Origin of the sequence: Rufibacter roseolus (assembly GCF_017916365.1) — a bacterium.
In the GTDB taxonomy this organism is placed as follows: Bacteria; Bacteroidota; Bacteroidia; order Cytophagales; family Hymenobacteraceae; genus Nibribacter; species Nibribacter roseolus.
In genome coordinates this window covers 692,270-711,516 of record NZ_JAFMSU010000003.1, presented here as the reverse complement: position 1 = coordinate 711,516, position 19,247 = coordinate 692,270, and the positions used below count along the sequence as shown (strand labels likewise).

Annotated in this window: 16 protein-coding genes; 7 read left to right on the top strand and 9 right to left on the bottom strand. The window is 51.6% G+C overall.

What is annotated here, in order from left to right; translation table 11 throughout:
* Positions 1-2: 2 nt before the first annotated feature.
* A complete protein-coding gene (locus J3P35_RS18800) occupies positions 3-788 on the bottom strand; it encodes a LytR/AlgR family response regulator transcription factor (RefSeq protein WP_210466296.1) in 786 nt (261 codons plus the stop codon).
* On the bottom strand, positions 788-1,900 hold the full coding sequence (locus J3P35_RS18795; protein ID WP_210466295.1) for a sensor histidine kinase: 1,113 nt from the start codon (positions 1,898-1,900) through the stop codon (positions 788-790). The genes J3P35_RS18800 and J3P35_RS18795 overlap by 1 nt, the downstream gene beginning before the upstream one ends.
* A 457-nt stretch (positions 1,901-2,357) precedes the next feature.
* On the opposite strand from J3P35_RS18795, the gene sugE reads away from it, so the two are divergent.
* Entirely contained in the window at positions 2,358-2,684 is a 327-nt protein-coding gene (gene sugE, locus J3P35_RS18790; protein ID WP_210466294.1) for a quaternary ammonium compound efflux SMR transporter SugE, read from the top strand.
* Between the two features lie 698 nt (positions 2,685-3,382).
* On the opposite strand, the gene J3P35_RS18785 is transcribed toward sugE, so the two are convergent.
* The 5 genes from J3P35_RS18785 to rsfS all read right to left on the bottom strand — a co-directional run bounded on the left by J3P35_RS18785 (position 3,383) and on the right by rsfS (position 8,213).
* Complete coding sequence (locus J3P35_RS18785) at positions 3,383-4,249, bottom strand: hypothetical protein (RefSeq protein WP_210466293.1); 867 nt, start codon at positions 4,247-4,249, stop codon at positions 3,383-3,385.
* Entirely contained in the window at positions 4,203-4,982 is a 780-nt protein-coding gene (locus J3P35_RS18780) for a UDP-2,3-diacylglucosamine diphosphatase (protein ID WP_210466292.1), read from the bottom strand. Before J3P35_RS18780 ends, J3P35_RS18785 begins: the two co-directional genes overlap by 47 nt.
* Complete coding sequence (locus tag J3P35_RS18775; protein ID WP_210466291.1) at positions 4,966-5,616, bottom strand: LutC/YkgG family protein; 651 nt, start codon at positions 5,614-5,616, stop codon at positions 4,966-4,968. Before J3P35_RS18775 ends, J3P35_RS18780 begins: the two co-directional genes overlap by 17 nt.
* A 38-nt stretch (positions 5,617-5,654) precedes the next feature.
* The gene (gene ftsH, locus J3P35_RS18770; RefSeq protein WP_394371300.1) at positions 5,655-7,700 is read right to left on the bottom strand and encodes an ATP-dependent zinc metalloprotease FtsH; all 2,046 of its coding nucleotides are present in this window, start codon (positions 7,698-7,700) and stop codon (positions 5,655-5,657) included.
* A gap of 114 nt (positions 7,701-7,814) precedes the next feature.
* The gene (gene rsfS, locus J3P35_RS18765) at positions 7,815-8,213 is read right to left on the bottom strand and encodes a ribosome silencing factor (protein ID WP_210466289.1); all 399 of its coding nucleotides are present in this window, start codon (positions 8,211-8,213) and stop codon (positions 7,815-7,817) included.
* A 91-nt stretch (positions 8,214-8,304) separates the two neighbouring features.
* Here rsfS and J3P35_RS18760 point away from each other — a divergent pair, with 91 nt between their 5' ends.
* The 5 genes from J3P35_RS18760 to J3P35_RS18740 all read left to right on the top strand — a co-directional run bounded on the left by J3P35_RS18760 (position 8,305) and on the right by J3P35_RS18740 (position 14,753).
* Positions 8,305-9,018, top strand: a complete 714-nt coding sequence (locus tag J3P35_RS18760) for a biotin--[acetyl-CoA-carboxylase] ligase (protein WP_210466288.1) — start codon at positions 8,305-8,307, stop codon at positions 9,016-9,018.
* A 179-nt stretch (positions 9,019-9,197) separates the two neighbouring features.
* Positions 9,198-9,830: a T9SS type A sorting domain-containing protein gene (locus J3P35_RS18755; protein ID WP_246850360.1), complete on the top strand. Its 633-nt coding sequence runs from the start codon at positions 9,198-9,200 to the stop codon at positions 9,828-9,830.
* A gap of 124 nt (positions 9,831-9,954) precedes the next feature.
* Complete coding sequence (locus J3P35_RS18750; RefSeq protein WP_210466287.1) at positions 9,955-12,963, top strand: glycosyltransferase family 117 protein; 3,009 nt, start codon at positions 9,955-9,957, stop codon at positions 12,961-12,963.
* Between the two features lie 270 nt (positions 12,964-13,233).
* A complete protein-coding gene (rlmB, locus tag J3P35_RS18745) occupies positions 13,234-14,046 on the top strand; it encodes a 23S rRNA (guanosine(2251)-2'-O)-methyltransferase RlmB (RefSeq protein ID WP_210466286.1) in 813 nt (270 codons plus the stop codon).
* Positions 14,047-14,345: 299 nt separating this feature from the next.
* Positions 14,346-14,753 (top strand): hypothetical protein, encoded by a 408-nt coding sequence (locus tag J3P35_RS18740; RefSeq protein WP_210466285.1) that lies wholly within the window; start codon positions 14,346-14,348, stop codon positions 14,751-14,753.
* A 79-nt stretch (positions 14,754-14,832) separates the two neighbouring features.
* Here the strand turns inward: J3P35_RS18740 and J3P35_RS18735 are convergent, their stop codons facing one another.
* Together J3P35_RS18735 and J3P35_RS18730 are read right to left on the bottom strand one after the other, a co-directional pair.
* A complete protein-coding gene (locus J3P35_RS18735) occupies positions 14,833-15,909 on the bottom strand; it encodes a mannose-1-phosphate guanylyltransferase (protein WP_210466284.1) in 1,077 nt (358 codons plus the stop codon).
* A 1-nt stretch (position 15,910) separates the two neighbouring features.
* Positions 15,911-16,879 carry a KpsF/GutQ family sugar-phosphate isomerase gene (locus J3P35_RS18730; protein ID WP_210466283.1) on the bottom strand — a complete coding sequence of 323 codons (969 nt, stop codon included), beginning with the start codon at positions 16,877-16,879 and terminating at the stop codon, positions 15,911-15,913.
* Positions 16,880-16,948: 69 nt separating this feature from the next.
* On the opposite strand from J3P35_RS18730, the gene recQ reads away from it, so the two are divergent.
* Entirely contained in the window at positions 16,949-19,126 is a 2,178-nt protein-coding gene (recQ, locus tag J3P35_RS18725) for a DNA helicase RecQ (RefSeq protein WP_210466282.1), read from the top strand.
* Positions 19,127-19,247 lie beyond the last annotated feature (121 nt).

The following is a 19,247-nucleotide window of genomic DNA, read 5'->3' as shown; positions in this document are numbered from 1 at the left end:
AACTATTTGCCAAGCCACTCTTTGAAAGCCGCGGCCCGCTCGTTGCTGATGATGATTTCCTTATCGGTAACAGGTTTAACGTACACCTTAAGGCGGCCTTTAAGGTAAGGGTGGATCTCGTCAATGGAGTGGATGTGGGCAATGAACTGGCGGTTGAGTCGGCTGAAATGCTCAGGGTCCAGCAGCTCTTGCAGGGTGTCCAGGGTATAGTCGGTGATGAAGCGCTGGCCGGCGTTGGTGATAAGGAAAACGATCTTGTCCTCGGCGTAGAAATAGGCGATCTCATCGGTGGAGACCGAGCGTATTTTCTGGCCGGTTTTCACTAGGAACCGGGTTTTGTAATTAGGCGTATCGGTGGCAGGGGCGGAGTTGCGGTTCAGGAGCGCCATGATCTGCTGCATGTCTAAAGCCGGAGCTGGCGCGGGCTGGCTTTGCCGCAACGCCTTGAATTTGTCCATGGCCGCGCCCAGGTCCTCGTTGCTGATGGGCTTGAGCAGGTAATCAATGCTGTTCACCTTGAACGCTTTCACGGCATACTCGTCATAAGCCGTGGTGAAGATGATGGGGCACTTCACCTCCACCTTCTGGAAAATCTCAAAACTGTTGCCGTCAGACAAGTGGATGTCCAGGAAAGCCAGATCGGGCGCCGGATTGGACTCAAACCACTTCACCGCGTTGCGGATAGAATCAATAGTGCCTACCACCTGGATGCTGGGGTCGTAGCGCAGCAGTTGGGCTTCCAGTTTTTCTGAAGCCAGGTACTCGTCTTCAATCAGGAGAATGTTCATCAGGCGGCTTTGTTTAGAAGCGGTAATTTAGCAATGAAATCGTGGGCTGTTACCTCCACGTCCACTTTTTTATCGGTGATGAATTTATAGCGGTTAATGATGTTTTTCAGACCCACGCCGGTTGACTCTTCGCTGCTCTCTCTTAGCTGCAGGTTGTTCTTGATGATGATATAATCGCCCTCCACAAACACGTCAATGAACAAGGGCTCATCGCGGCTCACGATGTTATGCTTGATGGCGTTTTCCATGAGCAGCTGCATGGTGAGTGGGGCTACCTGGTGATTGAGCAGATGATCGGGCACGTCCATGTTCACCCGCAGGTTCTCCCTGAATCTGATTTTGAGCAAAAAGAGGTAAGAATAGATAAAGTCCAGCTCGGTGTTGAGGGTCACCAGCTCTTTATCTTTGTTCTCCAGCACGTAGCGGTACACTTTTGACAGCTGCTCCACAAACTTGGCGGCCAGGTCCTGGTCTTTGTAAATGAGCGAGGAAAGGGCATTAAGACTATTGAACAGAAAGTGCGGATTCACTTGCTGCTTTAAAGACTCAAACTGCACTTTAATGGTTTCCTTCTTCAGCTTCTCAGACTGCATTAGGTAACGGTGCCACTGGTTGTAGAAGTAGATGCCAGACCTGATGAAGTGCACAAACAGCAGGATGATGCTGCCAAACACAAACACTTCTTTGAGGTCGCGCATGGCGTTGGGGTCCTGGAAGTCATACTCCATCTGCCCGAATACCAACCTTGGCATGATCTCAAACAACACCATCACCAGCAGGATGTAGATCTGCACGGCCACCCATTCATAGATGAAGCGGCGCAGCCCGTACTCGCGCCAGTCATATTTCCGGCTCAGGCGTTTGGCAATACGGCGGGTTCCTTCCAGTACCACGTTTACCATCAAGGCATTGTAGAGCAACCGGAAAACATCCAACGCCTCAAAATCACGCACGCCTACCCGGTGGATAAAGAAGAACGTCCAGAAAATAAGAAAAGCAATGCCTGTGTTGCCCAGATAGCGCAACAGGTGCTTGTTCTTGAATTGAAACTTCTTTTTCATAAATGGCGACTGCACAAACAGCCTGTCCAAAAACTCTGTGGAGAGAAGCATAGTTCAAAAAGTATGAAAGCGCTCTGCCGCCGTGAAAGAATCCGTTTCGTGCGCTCTCCTCATACTGGTAATGGTTGAAGTTTGACGTTCTGTTCTAAGCTTACTTTTTGAAAAACAGCCTTAAAATATCTTTAGACCGGGTCTGGTGTTCCTGCCTAAAAGCAAAGAATGTGCCCGCCCGGGTGGTAAATTTAATCAGAATCCGAATGCCCTTTTTTGCATCCGTTTGCCTAAAGGCCTGGTCTGCGCCGGCAAAAGAAGCAAAAGGGCCTGTCGGCTTTTTTCATAAGTTTGCGTAAGAATCCCAGTGGGATATTACCTCCGCTAAGTTTGCAATTAGATCTTTTCACCGCAAGCCGGCAAGATAATCCTGACCAAGGCGGAAATTAATACCCTGAAGCTGTGGTATCTACAGATTAAGCTTCCTGATTCTTCCAATTTTTAAAGAGAGACATCTATGAATTCTGCCTGGTGGTATTTAGTGTTGGCGGGCCTTTGCGAGATTGGCTGGGCTATTGGTTTAAAATATACAGAAGGGTTTTCCAGGCTGGTGCCTACTGTTGTTACCGTGGTCATCATGATCCTGAGTTTTGTCTTGCTGGCCCAAGCAATGCGCACTTTGCCCGTGGGTACCGCCTACGCCTCCTGGACCGGAATCGGCGCCGTGGGCACTGCCATTTTAGGGATGATTCTTTTCAATGAACCCAAGGACGCTTTGCGCCTGGTTTGCATTGGGTTGATTATTGCCGGCGTGTTGGGGTTGAAGTTTTTAGCGAAGGAATAAGGAAGTTTCAGTTATTGTGGGCTTGGTTGTATGTGGGTTGGTACACATAGTCCGCTTGTGCTGGCGGAGGACCGCTGTTTCTGTTAGTTCATGAGCATAACTGTTCCATAGGTAGGCTCCGAGCGCTCACGGCCGCGGGGCCCCGCCTTCCGGCCTCGCGCTGCGCCAGCTTACTTTGCTCCCTAGCGGTCGCAATGCCTGTCGGCACCGGAACCTGACAAGGCGCTCAACCGAAAGGCTGGAAAAGTTAATGCGCCGGTAGGAACGCACCAAACCTCACAGGTTTTCAAAACCTGTGAGGTCTTCTGTATATGACATGGTTCAAGTCTGCGACTTGGACCCAAAATGGCCGGCAGTTTGCAACTGCTGTGAGGCACTAGCCTCAAGACCGCATTTAGGTCCGCTTAAAGGCCAATTCACTAGTACCCCTATCCTTTTATTATATCCAAGACTTCACCGTTGAGAGGAGCGAGGAGGAGTGTTTACACCTACTGATCTACGCTTTCTAAAAATTAAACAATGTATAGACCAGGTATCGCCTTGTCTCCCACGGTTCCAAACGCAATTCGTGTAATCAACGAAAAAGGCACCCAAAAGAGGTGCCTTTATTTATTCTCATATGCAGTTTATGGAGCGTTTTTACAAAAATGAGCAACATGCAGCCAAACTCTTTTTAGCCTAATTCCACAAAAACACGCTTAAAACAATCCTTGCTTCCGGCGGTAAGCGAAGAGGGTGTCGTTCGTAAGCAGGTAAACGAATTTGTCACCTATTAATACCTGCCGGTAGGGGAGGGACTGTTCTGGTAAGGTAACGGTGCGGGTCTGGAAGGTGTAGAGGTGCTGGAAATGAAGTTGGTTGTCTGAAAGGTAGTACAGTTCATCGCCTACAAAGCCAACATAGGATAGGCTAGGGAGGGGCAGCTTTTTCTGGTAGTTACCCATGTTGTCAAACACGTAAATGCCCGAGGAGCGGTCTACCATATACAGCTTGCCCTGGTACTCGCGCATAAAGGTGATATCGTGCTGCCTGCGGTCCAGCAGCAGTTCCAGCGGATTTTCAAACACTACCCGGTTTACGCGGGTGTCTACCTTGAGGAGGCGGAAAGTGGTCTCGTCAAAAAGCCAGAGCCGGTCATCGGCAGCCAGGGTAGCGGCCCTGATGGTGCCATCGGTGTATTCCCGTAGATCGGCTAGGCCTAGAGGCGTGAGGAAACGGTCCAGGAGTTGCACCCGCTGCCGGTCATCATAGAACACTGATATCTTGGCCGGACTCCAGGCCTCTACCATGGCCACGCGTCCCTGCGTAGGCTGCGAGAAGGTGTTAAGGACCTTGCCCACGGTGTCAAGCTGAATGATGTTCTGCCGGGTGTCTGCGAGATAGGCGCGGTCAAAGCGGTCAATGGAAAGCAGGGCATTGCCCTTGGCCGGCAACTGGTAGGCCAGTATCCAAGTCGGAGTTTGCGCCTGGCCAGACAAAGGCACCAAGAAGAACCAGGCCAGGATGCACAGGCAGAACTTAGGCAGGCTGCTTTTCAAAATACGTGAGGGTGAGGTCCTGTCCATTATATACGGCGTAGGAGCAAAAATTGACCCATTCTCCCAGGTTCAGGTAACGGCTGCGCTCACCGATAGGCAGATCCAGCGGCAGGTGGCGGTGCCCGAAAACGTAGAAATCATGGTGCTGCCTTCCTTCCACGCGCTGGCAATAGTGCACGAGCCATTCTTCATCGCCTTTGAAGACCTCGTCTACCTTGGTATTCTGTATCCGGCTGCGGCGCGACCAGAAAGTAGCCAGCCCGATGCCCATGTTAGGGTGGATGCGCGCGAAAAACCACTGGCTCATTTTGTTGGCGAAAATCCGCTTCAGGACCTTATAGGTGTAATCCTTCGGGCCTAACCCGTCACCGTGGCCGATGTAGAACGTATGGTTGCCGATTTTGGTGGAGACGGGTTTCCTCAGCACGGGGATGTTCAGTTCCTTTGGGAAGTAGTCGAACATCCACATGTCATGGTTTCCCGTGAAAAGGTAGATAGGAATGCCACTGTCGGCGATCTCTGCGAGTTTTCCTTGTAAGCGGATAAACCCCCGCGGGATAGCGTGCTTATATTCAAACCAGAAATCGAAAATGTCTCCCAAAAGGAAAATGGCGTGCGCATCTGCCTTGATCTGATCTAACCACCGCACAATCTTTTTCTCGCGCGCCAGGCTTTGCTCCGGAGACGGAACCCCTAAGTGGAAATCTGAAGCGAAGTAGACTTTTTTACCGGGCGGCAGGTGGTCAATCGGTGTGATCATCAACGAGGAACAGGATAAGTTCTTTGGGGCCGTGGGCGCCCATGACTAAGGTTTTCTCAATGTCGGCAGTACGGCTGGGGCCGCTTACCAGTGAAAGCATAGACGGCAAACGGTTGCCGTATTTTCCCTGCACAAACTGCAGGGCTTGCTTGATATCGGGCACCAGTTGCGACAGTTTGGCCACCACCAGGTGCATGGCAGGGTAAACGGACAATCTCCGGCCGCTGGCGTTGGCTGAGGAAACCAGAATGCTGCCGGTACGCGCCACCAGTGCCTCACAGGTGGTGAGCGACGCCTGGGCATTGTTGATGAAGTCGTCCTCGGTGCCGTTGAAGTTGATGCCCCCGGCGTGCAGGATCTTCTTCAGGGCCGGTTCCCACACGTACAGGTTGTCAATGCCGCGCTCTTTCTTGAACTCAAACAGCTGGTCAAAGAAATCCTCCTCGTTCTCGCAGTACACAAAGGTGCCACTGTTGCGGATAAAGGTCTCCGCGAAAAGCACCGAGAGGTCTTCCAGCAGCGGCCCGTAAACCGAGGTGGAGAAGTCTGGGGTAGGAGGCAGAAAAGGCGCTGACTTAGCCAGCGCCTCTCTTACCTTGCGGAGCACAATCTCTTTGGATTTGGCTTCGTACATTTTGAATTTCCGTTTAGGGCCTGTTTTTCAGAAAAGGGCTACGAATTGAACGTAGTTCCTTCGCCGGTGGAAGACGGTGCGCCGGTTGGCTCTGCAGCCGTGGGCGTGTCTTCCTGGTTTTGCTGGGCACCGGTTGGGGTTGTGATATGGCTTTCACCGGCCAATTCGCTCTGCGTCTTGCTGCGGTCTGTGCCGGCGGTATGGGCCTGGTAGTTGGTCAATCCCTCGAAAGGCCTTGGGCCTACCAGACGCTCCAGGTCGTGCTGGAAAAGGATCTCCTTCTCTAACAGTTCCTGCGCCACCAGTTCCAGTTCGGTCCGTCTGTCAGACAACAGCTGCAGGGTGCGGTTATACGCGTCACCTACCAGCAGGCGTACCTCAGAGTCAATCGTTTCTGCGGTAGTTTCTGAATAAGGCTTCGTAAACGTGTTATCCGGCTGCTTGGAGTCATAGAACGACAGGTTGCCTATACGGTCATTCATGCCATACATGGTCACAATGCTGTAAGCCATTTTGGTAATCCGCTCCAGGTCACTCAAGGCTCCTGTAGAGATTTTCCCGAACACGATCTGCTCAGCCGCACGGCCACCCAGGGCCATACACATCTCGTCTACCAACTGCTCGGTGTTGTACAGGAACTGCTCTTTAGGCAAGTACTGAGCGTATCCCAACGCAGCCACGCCACGCGGAACGATGCTCACTTTCACCAACGGATCGCAGTGCTCCAGGAACCAACCGGCAATGGCGTGACCAGCCTCGTGGTAAGCCACAATTTTCTTTTCCTGCGGAGAGATGATCTTGTTTTTCTTCTCCAAACCACCAATCACGCGGTCAATGGCATCGTTGAAGTCTTTCATCTCAATGGCCTTCTTGTTGCGACGCGCGGCGATGAGGGCAGCCTCGTTACACACGTTCGCGATCTCGGCCCCGGCGAACCCAGGGGTCTGGGCAGCCAGTTTTTTCGCGTCCACGTCATCGGCTAAGGTCAAAGGACCCAAGTGTACCCCGAAGATGTGGGTACGGCCGTTGATGTCTGGCTTGTCAATGCTGATCTGGCGGTCAAAACGTCCGGGACGCAGCAAAGCGGAGTCAAGGATGTCTGGGCGGTTGGTGGCAGCCAGGATGATCACGCCTGAATCAGTGGCGAAACCGTCCATCTCCACCAGCAGGGAGTTCAAGGTGTTCTCGCGTTCATCGTTACCACCCGGCATCTGCCCGCGGCTACGGGAACGCCCGATGGCGTCAATCTCGTCAATGAAGATGATACATGGGGCTTTGGCTTTAGCCTGCTTGAACAAGTCACGCACGCGGGCGGCACCTACCCCCACAAACATCTCCACGAAGTCTGAACCCGAAAGAGAGAAGAACGGAACCTCAGCCTCGCCGGCAACGGCTTTCGCCAAGAGGGTTTTACCGGTACCCGGAGGGCCTACCAGCAATGCACCCTTAGGGATTTTACCTCCCAGGATGGTGAATTTGGTGGGGTTCTTCAGGAACTCTACAATCTCCTGGATCTCTTCTTTAGCTTCCTCAAGCCCGGCTACGTCTTTGAAGGTGATCTTCACGCGGTTCTCGGCGTCAAACAGGGCGGCGCGCGATTTTCCGATGTTGAAGATCTGTCCACCGGCTCCTCCGCCCGCCATGCGGCGCATCAGGAACCAGAAACCTACCATGAGTAGGATAAAGAACGGCCAGCCCATGAGGAGCTCCAGAAGACCGGTGCGCTTCTCAATTTCCAAAGGCACGCGCTGCTCACGCGGGATATTGGCCTGCAGTTGGTCCAGATCCTGCTTAAAGCTCTCGGCAGTGATAATAGGGAAGTGATATTGCGCGCCCTGCGTGTTCATGCTGAACCCACCCCCGCGGCTCTCCAGTTCTGCCCGGTACTTATCGTTCTTCAGGGCTTCCTCTTTCAAGGTCACCTCTGCCACGTTGTTGTTCACTACTGCTACTTTCTTCACATCCTGGGCCAACAGCATCTCCTCAAACCGGGGCTGCCGGATTTCAATGGTGGCGTTGAGGTTGTTATAGTAAGTAAGTCCGAAAATAAAGATCACCAAGGCCGCCAGAACCCAGATCTGCATGGTTGGGCGGGGCGGGGTATTGGGTATTATTTTTCTTTTTCTCTTTTTTTCTGGTTTGTCTGTCATGGGTTGTTCTCTCTCAATAAAAAGTAAACCTCCGGACGGGGGCATTGTTTAAACCACCGCCGATGTAGTGCCTGTGGTAGGCTCTACGTGCGTAATCTCGGCATCACCCCAAAGCTCTTCCAGGGCATAGAAATTACGCTTATCCTTGAGGAAAATGTGGGCCACTACGTCTACGTAGTCTAGTACCACCCATTCGCGGTTGGTCCGGCCTTCACTCTGCCAGGGATGTTCTTTCGTTAGCTTGAAAACTTCTTCCTCAATAGACGTAGCAATAGCGTCTAGTTGGGTGTCTGAGCTAGCGGAGCTTATGATAAAGTAGTCAGAGACGGCATTCTTCAAAGATTTCAGGTTTAGAACGACAATGTCAGCTGCTTTTCTTTCTTGCATGCCTTTTACTACCAGTTCTGCCAATATGTCGGAATTGTCCTGAATCGTGTTGTGTTTCATCTGGGAAATATAAATTTGATCTTCAAAAATACTAAAGTCTTTGCATAAATTTTCGCTAAATACCCTTTTTATAGGCCAGCAATTGGTTTTTATGCCAGAATGTGCCTCCACTAACACAGAGGCGCATCTGCTTCTTAACAAAAATGGCGCCACTGATGGTTGTGTCATAGTGGCGGGTGCCCAAACCGGTGGGCGCGGCCAACGTGGCAATACCTGGGACGTGGAGCCTGACAAAAACATTACGTTATCTGTCATATTAAAGCCAACCTTTTTAGAGGCCCAGCACCAATTTTCGCTCAACATTGCCGTCTCCCTGGCTGCGCTTGACCTTCTGCGGGAATACCTGCCCGAAGGGGTAGCCCTTAAATGGCCTAACGATCTATACTACAGAGACCGGAAAGCGGGTGGCATCTTGATTGAGAACGCCGTGAGCGGGCGGTTCCTGCAGCACAGTGTTATTGGTATTGGCCTCAACGTGAACCAGGTTTCTTTTGTCCACCCACGGGCTACCTCCCTGGCCTTGCTCACCGGAGAACAAATTCCCCTGCCCAAGGCCATCAGCAAGTTACTGGAAAATCTGGAGCGACGGTACCTGGCACTGCGGACCGGGGCCGGCGAAGCCCAGAAAAGGGAGTACCTGCAGCATTTGTACCGTTACCAGGAATGGCACTCTTACGAGGTAGGAGGGCAGGTGCTGCCGGGGCAAATCACAGGGGTTGACGCGACTGGGCGGTTGGCGGTACTCATAGAACAAAAATTGCAGTTCTTCCAGTTCCAGGAGATCAAATTTGTGATGGAAGAGTAGTTGTTTTTGGCCCAATTTTTGAAATACAGGCTTAAAGTAGCTTGTACAGAACAAAGGCTTTATTGATTTTTTTATAGTTATAGATAGGAAATATTCTATAGTTTAGTTTGTAGTTTAAAGATCCGTTGCTATATTTGAACGATTCCGCATTTAGTCACCAACTTCTTGGCATATATGGTATGAAAATTTTTACACGCGTTATCCTGGGCGTTCTAACCCTGGGCATGGTTTTAGGCAGTAAAGCATCCTCTCTGGGCGAGATTCGGGGCGGTTTGCCTCTGGGTTCCCGTGCGGCCAGTACGTCTGAATCCGATACCGTTTTCCTGAACTGGCGTACTTCTGCCAATTTAGCGATCACGGATTTTGGGATACCGGCGGCCTCAACCCTTGCTTCCTACAACCCGAACGTGAAAAAGTATTCGCCATTGTTGTACCTGACAAAAAATACAGGCGCCAAAACGCCAAAGCCTGGTCTGCGCCAAATCACAGCCCTGTACGCCAGCACCAGCAGGATTCTATCAGGGAACCAGGGGGTGAAGGAGCCCAAGGTCATTCCTTCCCTCAGCGCGTATCCTAACCCCTCCAGGGGTATGACCAAGATCTCGTTGAGTTCGCTTGGCGATGACAACTACAAGATCAGGATCTCCAACGCCATTGGTAAAGTGTACAAAGAGATTCCGGTGAGCAAGCCTGCTTCCTCTGAGACCATCATGGTGGATCTTTCGCCTTTGCCGGCTGGTATCTATTTCTACAGCCTATTGGTAAACGAAAAAATGGTGGAAACCAAACGACTCATTCTGCAGCAGCAATAATTTTCAGCTGCCTAAGTTATAGGAAGAGCCAGCCTGCGCTGGCTCTTTTTTTATTTATTGGGGTCTGCAAGAGGCTAAACGTGCAGAAAATTGCTAATTTCGAGGGTTCAATCTTTAACACATCATGTTGCAATACAATCGGATCAACAATCTGGTAGGTTGGCTGGTATTTGCGGTGGCAACCATCGCGTATGTACTTACCCTGGAGCCAACGGCCAGTTTCTGGGACAGCGGAGAATTTATTGCCTGTTCCTATAAACTCTTAGTGCCACACCCCCCCGGAGCTCCTTTTTACCTGTTGTTGGGGCGTATTTTCTCTTTGTTTGCGAGTGAGCCGGCACAAGTGGCCTGGTGGGTGAACCTGCTCTCGGCGCTTTCCAGCTCCTTTACCGTGCTTTTCCTGTTCTGGACCATCAGTATCCTGGCCCGTAAACTGTTGGTGCCAAACCAACGCCCCAGCACCCTGGGTGCCATGGCTACGGCTACCGCTCCAGAAGAAACCTTGGTAGAGCCCACCCTGGGGCAGACTATTGCCATCATGGGGGCTGCTGCTGTTGGTGCGTTGGCATTCACGTTCTCTGATTCTTTCTGGTTCTCCGCGGTAGAGGCCGAGGTGTACGCCTTTTCATCCTTCTTTACCGCTTTTGTGGTATGGGCCATGCTCCGCTGGGAAAGCCGCGCCCATGATGCCGTTTCAGACAAATGGCTCATCCTTATCGCCTACATGGTGGGTCTTTCCATTGGCGTTCACTTGCTGAACCTGGTAGCTATCCCGGCTTTGGCCTTTATTTTCTTTTTCCGTCTTAAAAAGTACTCAAACAAAGGCGCTCTTATTACTTTGGTGGTAAGCGCCGTGATTTTAGGCGTAGTGCTGGTGGGTGTTATCCCGGGCTTGCCTTCCATTGCCGGCTCCTTTGAGGTGATGTTCGTGAACAGCTTCGGGTTGCCGTTTGGCTCTGGGGTGATCTTCTTTGTGGTGCTGTTCATCGCAGCAATTGTTTGGGCGGTGCGTTACGCCATCAGAACCGGAAACCGTACGCTGCATACGGCTTTGCTGAGCTTCATCTTCGTGCTTATCGGGTACTCTTCTTACCTGATCATTCCTATCCGTTCTGGCTACGACCCCACCATTGACGAGAACGACCCAGAGAACATCGTGAGCTTTGTGTCTTACCTTAAGCGGGAGCAGTACGGTGACCGTCCGTTGCTCTTTGGGCCGCAGTTCAACGCGGAGCCTATTGACCAGAAAGAAGGCGCTGCCCAGTATATCAAAGGCAAAGACAAATACATTGAGGTAGGCCGGAAGATGGAGACGGTATACGATTCAAAAGACAAGACCCTGTTACCGCGTCTGTACAGCAACCAACCTGGTCATATTGCCCAGTATAAGAAATGGGTAGACATTCAGGAAGGCCAGAAGCCAAGCTTCGGGGCGAACATGAGCTTCTTGTTCCGTTACCAGATGGGCCACATGTTCTGGCGTTACTTCGGCTGGAACTTCGTGGGCCGCGAGGGCGATATTCAGCAGTCTGGCGTGTTGTGGCCTTGGGAAGGCAATAATGGTCTGCCAGCCCGCATAGCCGAGAGCAAAGCCCGCAACAACTTCTACATGCTGCCATTGGCGCTGGGGATTCTGGGCTTGATTTTCCAAATCAGGAGAAAACAGCGCGATGCCTTTGTGGTGGGCCTTCTGTTCTTCTTTACCGGTATTGCCATTGTCATTTACCTGAACCAACCGCCTATTGAGCCGCGCGAGCGCGATTACACCTTCGCCGGTGCTTTCTACGCTTACTGTATCTGGATTGGCCTGGGTGTGTTGGCGATCGCCGATTTCCTCCGTCGCACTCTGAAATCTGATGTGCTGGCTGGCGTAGTGGCTACGGTGGTGGGTTTACTTATCCCCGGCATTATGGCAGCCCAGGGCTGGGATGACCATGACCGCTCAGACCGTTACCACTCTGTTGACTCGGCCAAGAACCTGTTGAGCTCCGTGGCGCCTAACGCCATCCTGTTCACCAACGGTGACAACGATACGTTCCCGCTTTGGTACGCCCAGGAAGTGGAAGGCTTCCGGACGGATGTGCGCGTAGCCGTACTCTCTTACATGAACACCGACTGGTACCTGGACCAAATGAAGCGCCAGGCCTACAAGTCTGAGCCGTTCCCGATGAGCCTGGAAAACGAAAACTACCGCCAGGGCATCAACGACTACCTGCCGTACGTGGAACGACCCGAGGTAGCCAACGGCATTGACCTGAAGCAATACATCCAGTTGGTGAAGCAGAACCACCAGGCGCTGCAGATTGGGGACCGGGCCGGACGCACTTACCTGTCTTTCCCTACCAAGAACTTCTTCCTGAACGTGGACAAGAACGCCGTCATCGCCGCCAATGCGGTGCCGGCGGCCTACAGAGACTCCATCGTGAGTCAGATGCGCTTCACCATTGACAAAGGCGGCCTGGAGAAAAAGCACCTGGCAATCCTTGACCTGTTGGCGAACAACAACTGGAAGCGCCCCGTGTACTTCTCTACCACCGCCGACAACTCTGACTTCATGGGCTTGGACAACTACCTGCAACTGGAAGGCCTGGCCTACAGAATTGTGCCGGTGCAGAGCAGAAGCCAGGATCAGATGGGCTACATCGCCAAGGACATTATGTATGACAACATGATGAACAAGTTCTCCTGGCGCAACCTTGACCGTACGGATATTTTCTACGATGAGAATTACCTGCGTTTCCCAGCCAATGCCCGCGACAAGTATTATCAGCTCACCCTGGAGTACCTGAAAGCCGGCGACAAAGCCACAGCCAAGAAGATCATGGATTACTGCTTCGCACAGCTACCGGATAAATCCATCCCGTATGACTACTACATTCCGCCGTTTGTAGTGCCGTTGTACGAGGTAGGCGAGCAGAAACGCGCCCAGGAAATCGTGAACACCATGTCAGCTCGGTCAGACGCTGCCCTGCGGTATTACTTCACGCAAAGCTCCATGTTTGAGACCGAGATCCGCATTAACCTCTTCATCATGCAGCAGTTGATTCAGGTGTCGCGCCAGGTTGGCATGACCCAGAAATCCGCTGAGATTGAGCAGAAGTTCATGCAGTACTACGGCCAGATGGGCAAGTAAGATGGATTGATTATAACGGAAGGGCCGGGTAGAAATATCCGGCCCTTCTGCTTTTCACCAGACTGCTGTTTGCGGCTTCTTTTCAGAAAACCAGGTTAAAAACAGGAGGTCTGTTCTTACGTACTTCAAAGAAGCAGAAAGTAGGAAAGGGTGCCCGGCAGAACGCCCTGAGCCGGGAGCGGAAGCTTCTGCTTCATTTCTGCGGAAATACGGCTACCTTTGCAGGCAAATCAGAAAAGCAGCCTGGCTGCAGATCAACGCATAACATCCATGGAGAACAGAAATTACAGAGATAGAGAAGGCGGCGGCAAGCCAAGACACTTTACCCAACCCAAGGTAGATAAAATGGAGATGGTGTTCGGCCTGCGGCCGATACTGGAAGCCTTGCACGCCGGCAAGACCATGGAGAAGATCTATCTGCTCAAAGGCACCAAGCATAGCATCAGCCAGGAGATCACCGAGCTGGCGCGCGAGGCCCAGATTCCGATTTCCCTGGTGCCCAATGAGAAGCTGGACCAATTAACTCGCAAGAACCACCAGGGTGCTGTGGCCTACCTCTCCGCGATTTCCTATTCTCCGCTGGATGAGATTGTGGCCTCTCTTTTTGAAAAGGGCAAAGATCCGTTGTTGCTGGTGCTGGACCGCATCACCGATGTGCGGAACTTCGGGGCGATTGCCCGTAACGCCGAGTGTATGGGCGTGGACGCTATTGTGATTCCGAGCCGCGGAGCTGCCCAGATCAACGCCGATGCCCTTAAAACCTCAGCCGGTGCCCTGAACCTGATCCCGGTTTGCCGCGAGCCCAACCTCAAAGACACCCTGCATTTCTTGAAGCAATCAGGCATAAGGGTGGTGGCCTGTACAGAGAAAGCCGATGATAACCTCACCGATGCCGCTGTGGATTTGACCGGTCCTATTGCCGTGCTCATGGGCAGCGAGGAAGACGGTATTTCCCCTGAGTACCTCAAGAGAGCCGATGTGCGCGTGAAAATCCCGATGATCGGCCAGGTGCAGTCTCTGAACGTATCGGTGGCCAGCGGCATCATCCTCTATGAAGCCCTGAGACAGCGGAAAGCAGAATAGCCTTAACGTATTTGATTATAGTATAAAGCGCTTCGGGCCTGTTTTTGGGAAAACAGGCCTGAAGCGCTTTTTGTATTTTGTTCCTCTATGGGATAAATCTGACGGTCAGGTTCATTTCGTCAGCTAGTCAGGTTCATATTGTCAATACCTCGCCCTTGTTGGTGTTACTATCAACAAGCACAAAGGCCAACCGGATGGAATTTAGCTGATCGCGAAAAGCAGTCAAAAATTCATGATCTTTGGAAAGGCTCATGCAGCCTTTTGACTCTAGGCAGGGTCTTGAAGAAAAAGCCACTTTTATGAAAAAGAACTTACTACTCCTGTTGCTGGCCTTCCTTTCGTTTTCCTGCTTTGACAAAGACGAGGAGCCTGCCATGCTGCCCAGTGGAACCTATGTGGGGCAGTTCCAGAGGTCAAGCCCAACCGCAGATTATGATGTCGCCAATGTCACTTTGGTTTTAGACGGAGTTTCATTTTCTGGAAGCAGTGACCACGTGAAATACCCGGCCATTGGGCAGGGCACCTACCACGTGGAAGGACAGGAGATAGTGTTCAAGGATAATTCCTTCTGGACCGCGGAGTTTGACTGGACGTTGATTCTGGATGGTGCCTACGTTGTGAGCACCCAAAACCAGGAGGTTACCTTTACCCGCAAGCGCGGCGATATCACAGATGTATACAGGTTGAGGTTGCAGCAGCCGGAGTAAGAATTTCAGCAATAACATAAAAAGCGTCGGGGCTCCTGGTTTGCAGGAGCCCCGACGCTTTTTATAGGAGAAAGGAATCTTAGATGAAGTTCTGGCCTTTCATGGCCTTGGCATCGGCCACGAAGTCTTTTACTTTTTGCTCGTCTTCGCGGCGGCAGACCATGAACACGTTGTCATGGGCGGCCACAATATAGTCTTCTAAGCCTTGCAGCACCACCAGTTGGTTTGCCGGGGTTTTAATGATGCAGTTCTTGACATCGTAGGCCAGCACGTTTCCTTCAATGACGTTACCCTCGGGGGTTTTCTCAGACAGGCTGTAGAGTGAGTCCCAACTGCCCAGATCAGACCAGCCAAAATCACCCAGAATCACAAACACGTTATCGGCTTTCTCCATGATGCCGTAGTCAATGGAGATGTTACGGCAATGGGAGTAAGCTCGGTTGATGAATGCCTCTTCCTGGTCGGTGTCCAGCACGGGGATGCCTTCGTCAAAGGTCTCGGCCATGTCGCCCAGGTACTGGTGGAAAGCTTTTACAATGGCTTGGGCGTTCCAGATGAAAATACCGGCGTTCCAGACAAACTCGCCGCTGTCCAGGAACATCTGGGCAATCTCCAGCGAGGGCTTCTCGGTGAACGTTTTTACCTTCTTGAGGCTGTTCTGCTCATCGTCAATAAACTGGATGTAACCGTAGCCGGTATGCGGACGGGTAGGTTTGATACCCAGGGTCACCAGGATCTCGTTTTCGGCAGTGGCCGCCAGGGCTTCGCGCACGCAGTTCTTGAAAGACTCTTCGCGCAGGATCACGTGGTCTGCCGGGGCAATCACAATATTGGCGTTGGGGTTGCGCTTGGCTATCTTAAAGCAGGCGTAGGCAATGCAGGCGGCGGTGTTTCTGCCAATGGGCTCCAGCAGGATCTGGTTATCGGTGAGTTCCGGCAGGTGGTCCCGTACCAGGCTGTCATAGTCACGGTGCGTAACCACGAAAACGTTCTCCGGGGGGCAAATGTCCTGGAACCGTTTCACGGTGGTTTGAATCATGCTTTCGCCAATGCCCAGTACATCATGGAATTGCTTGGGATGACTTACCCTACTAAACGGCCAGAAGCGGCTCCCAATGCCACCTGCCATGATTACCACATAGGTATTGTCGTTCATTTTATACTAATCCTTCTTTAAGTAAATCATGCAGGTGCACAAAACCGGTGAAAGTGCCGTTCTTGGTGACAATGAGTTGTGTAATGTTTTTCTTCTGCATCGTGGCTAAGGCTTCTACGGCATATTCATCACAATCGATGGTGAGCGGCGAAGGGGTCATGATGTCTGCGGCCGTAATACCCGTCAGATTCTCAAAGTTGGAGAGCATGCGCCGTAAGTCCCCGTCGGTGATAATACCCGTTAAGTTACCAGAATTATCCAGAACCGCAGTAGCCCCCAGTCGTTTTGAGGAGATTTCAATAATGATCTCTTTTAGGGTGGCACCGGTGTTCACCTGCGGCGCGGCGTTAAGTGAGTAGATATCACCTACCTTAAGGTAAAGCCGCTTGCCCAGGGAGCCACCGGGGTGCAGGGCCCCAAAATCCTCTTTGCTGAAGTTGCGCGACTCTAAAAGGCAAACGGCCAGGGCATCACCTAAAGCTAAGTGCGCGGTAGTGCTGGTAGTAGGCGCCAGGTTATTGGGGCAAGCTTCGCGCTCAATGGTGGCGTTCAGGATGAAATCAGACTGCTGGGCCAGGTAGGAATCTACGTTAGACACCAGGGCCGCCAACTGGGTGCCTTTGCGCTTGAGCAGCGGCACCAGAACTTTAATCTCTGGGGTGTTGCCGCTTTTGGAAAGGCAGATCACGAAATCATCGGCCTGGATCATGCCCAGGTCCCCGTGTATGGCATCGGCGGCGTGCATGAAAAGGGCCGGAGTGCCGGTAGAGTTGAGCGTGGCCACAATTTTGGAGGCGATGTTGGCGCTTTTGCCAATGCCCGTGACCACCACACGGCCTTTGATGGCCAGAATTGCCTGTACGCACGCCTCAAAATCCTCATTGATATAATCAGCGAGTTTAAGGATTGCGGTGGCTTCCTCTTCCAACACTTTTTTTGCGATGCTTTTGATATTTTTCGTGATATTCAAGTTAGATTTGTATTAGACAAGACAACAACAGAAAGTACAAACCCTTGTTTCTCACAACAAGCATATTACATGTTAGTAAAACAAGAATCATTAAAGAACAAATTAAAGGAAGTTTTCGGCTATAGTCAATTCAGGGGCAACCAGGAGGCGATTATAGAGAACATCATGGCCGGCAAGAACACCTTTGTGATCATGCCAACCGGTGCCGGAAAGTCACTTTGCTACCAGTTGCCCGCCCTGGCCATGGAAGGCACGGCTATTGTGATTTCCCCGCTTATTGCGCTCATGAAAAACCAGGTGGACCAGTTGAACGCTTTTGGGGTGAACGCCCAGTTCCTGAACTCCACGCTCTCCAAGGCGGAGATGAACAAGGTGAAAAAGGAAACGGTGAGCGGCGACGTGAAACTGCTCTACGTAGCACCCGAGTCCCTCACCAAAGAAGATACCCTGGATTTTCTGAAACAAGCCAAAATCGCGTTTGTAGCCATTGACGAAGCCCACTGTATCTCTGAGTGGGGGCATGACTTCAGGCCGGAGTACCGCAAGATCAGAGGTATCATTGACAACATAGGCAACCTGCCTATCATTGCCCTGACCGCCACCGCCACGCCCAAAGTGCAGCTGGACATCCAGAAAAACCTGCAGATGGACGATGCCTCCGTGTTCAAGTCCTCTTTCAATCGTACAAATTTGTACTATGAGGTAAGACCTAAACACAATACCAAAAAGCAGCTTATCCAGTACATTAAAAAGCACAAAGGCAAAAGTGGGATTATCTATTGCCTGAGCCGCAAGAAGGTAGAGGAGATTGCCGAGCTGCTGCAGGTAAACGACATCAAAGCGCTGCCGTACCACGCCGGACTGGACTCCAACGTGCGCATGGCCAACCAGGACGCTTTCCTCAATGAGGACGTGGATGTGATTGTGGCTACTATTGCCTTCGGGATGGGGATTGACAAACCCGATGTCCGGTTCGTGATCCACTATGACACGCCTAAGTCTATTGAAGGCTACTACCAGGAAACCGGCCGCGGCGGACGCGACGGATTGGAGGGGAACTGCCTCATGTTCTACAGTTACGATGACATTGTGAAGCTGGAGAAATTCAGCAAAGACAAGCCTGTAACCGAACGCGACAATTCTAAGTTATTATTACAGGAGATGGCGTCTTACGCCGACTCAGCGGTTTGCCGCCGGCGCCAGCTGCTGCACTACTTTGGTGAGCAGTATGACAAAGACTGCGGGTTCTGCGACAACTGCGTACACCCTAAAGAGAAATTTGAGGCCGAGCAGGAACTCACCTACGCTTTAAAGGCGGTGGTGCAGACAAACCAGCGTTTTGGCATAGATCACCTGGTCAATGTGCTCATTGGGTTCAAAGACCAATATGTAGAAAGCTACAGCCACGATCAACTGGAAGTGTTTGGCGTAGGCAAGGAGCAGGAGCCCCAGTTCTGGAATTCAATTATCCGGCAAGCCCTTTTGTTTGACTTTTTGGAGAAAGACATTGAAAACGTAGGAACTTTGAAAATCACAGATAAAGGTGAAGATTTCTTAGAAAGCCCGCACTCCATCAAATTCGCCAAAGACCACAACTTTGACGAGGAAGTGCAGCAGGAAGAGGAGAAGGAGGAAACGCAGGCCGCCGCCGGCCATGACGCGGTTCTCTTTGACCTGCTCAAGGCACTGCGCAAGAAGCTGGCCAAGGACATGAACCTGCCGCCCTATGTGCTATTCCAGGACCCGTCCATCAAAGAGATGGCTACCACATACCCTACCACCAAAGAAGACCTGGCGCACATTGCCGGGGTGGGTATGGGCAAGGTGCAGAAGTTTGGGAAGCCCTTCCTGGAACTGATCTCCAAATACGTGGAGGAGAATGACATCGTGACCGCCGCCGATGTGGTGGTGAAGACCACGGTGAACAAGTCAAAGCTCAAAATCTACGTCATCCAGCAGATAGACAAGAAGATGGACCTGGAAGAGATCGCCTCGTCCAAAGGCCTCACCATGTCTGAGCTCATTGAGGAGATTGAGCATATCTGCTACTCCGGTACCAAGCTTAACCTGGACTACTACATAGACGGGGTGCTGGATGATGACCGTCAGCAGGAAGTGATTGACTATTTCATGAGTGCCACCACAGACAACATGGCCGCCGCCATCAAAGAACTGGGCACCGATGATTATACCGAGGATGACCTCCGTCTCATGCGGATCAAATTCCTCTCTAAATACGCGAACTAAGATGTAGAAAACAGAAAAGCAGGTGGCAGTACCTGCTTTTCTGTTTCTGTTATGTGGCACCATTTTAGTGGTGTTTTATAATAAATTGCCCCGAAACGGCGGAACCGTATCTCTGTACTTG

Coding starts and splice junctions, on each gene's coding strand:
- J3P35_RS18800 (WP_210466296.1), bottom strand. CDS start 788: ATGAACATTCTCCTGATTGAAGACGAGTACCTGGCTTCAGAAAAACTG.
- J3P35_RS18795 (WP_210466295.1), bottom strand. CDS start 1,900: ATGCTTCTCTCCACAGAGTTTTTGGACAGGCTGTTTGTGCAGTCGCCA.
- sugE (WP_210466294.1), top strand. CDS start 2,358: ATGAATTCTGCCTGGTGGTATTTAGTGTTGGCGGGCCTTTGCGAGATT.
- J3P35_RS18785 (WP_210466293.1), bottom strand. CDS start 4,249: ATGGACAGGACCTCACCCTCACGTATTTTGAAAAGCAGCCTGCCTAAG.
- J3P35_RS18780 (WP_210466292.1), bottom strand. CDS start 4,982: ATGATCACACCGATTGACCACCTGCCGCCCGGTAAAAAAGTCTACTTC.
- J3P35_RS18775 (WP_210466291.1), bottom strand. CDS start 5,616: ATGTACGAAGCCAAATCCAAAGAGATTGTGCTCCGCAAGGTAAGAGAG.
- ftsH (WP_394371300.1), bottom strand. CDS start 7,700: ATGCAGATCTGGGTTCTGGCGGCCTTGGTGATCTTTATTTTCGGACTT.
- rsfS (WP_210466289.1), bottom strand. CDS start 8,213: ATGAAACACAACACGATTCAGGACAATTCCGACATATTGGCAGAACTG.
- J3P35_RS18760 (WP_210466288.1), top strand. CDS start 8,305: ATGCCAGAATGTGCCTCCACTAACACAGAGGCGCATCTGCTTCTTAAC.
- J3P35_RS18755 (WP_246850360.1), top strand. CDS start 9,198: ATGAAAATTTTTACACGCGTTATCCTGGGCGTTCTAACCCTGGGCATG.
- J3P35_RS18750 (WP_210466287.1), top strand. CDS start 9,955: ATGTTGCAATACAATCGGATCAACAATCTGGTAGGTTGGCTGGTATTT.
- rlmB (WP_210466286.1), top strand. CDS start 13,234: ATGGAGAACAGAAATTACAGAGATAGAGAAGGCGGCGGCAAGCCAAGA.
- J3P35_RS18740 (WP_210466285.1), top strand. CDS start 14,346: ATGAAAAAGAACTTACTACTCCTGTTGCTGGCCTTCCTTTCGTTTTCC.
- J3P35_RS18735 (WP_210466284.1), bottom strand. CDS start 15,909: ATGAACGACAATACCTATGTGGTAATCATGGCAGGTGGCATTGGGAGC.
- recQ (WP_210466282.1), top strand. CDS start 16,949: ATGTTAGTAAAACAAGAATCATTAAAGAACAAATTAAAGGAAGTTTTC.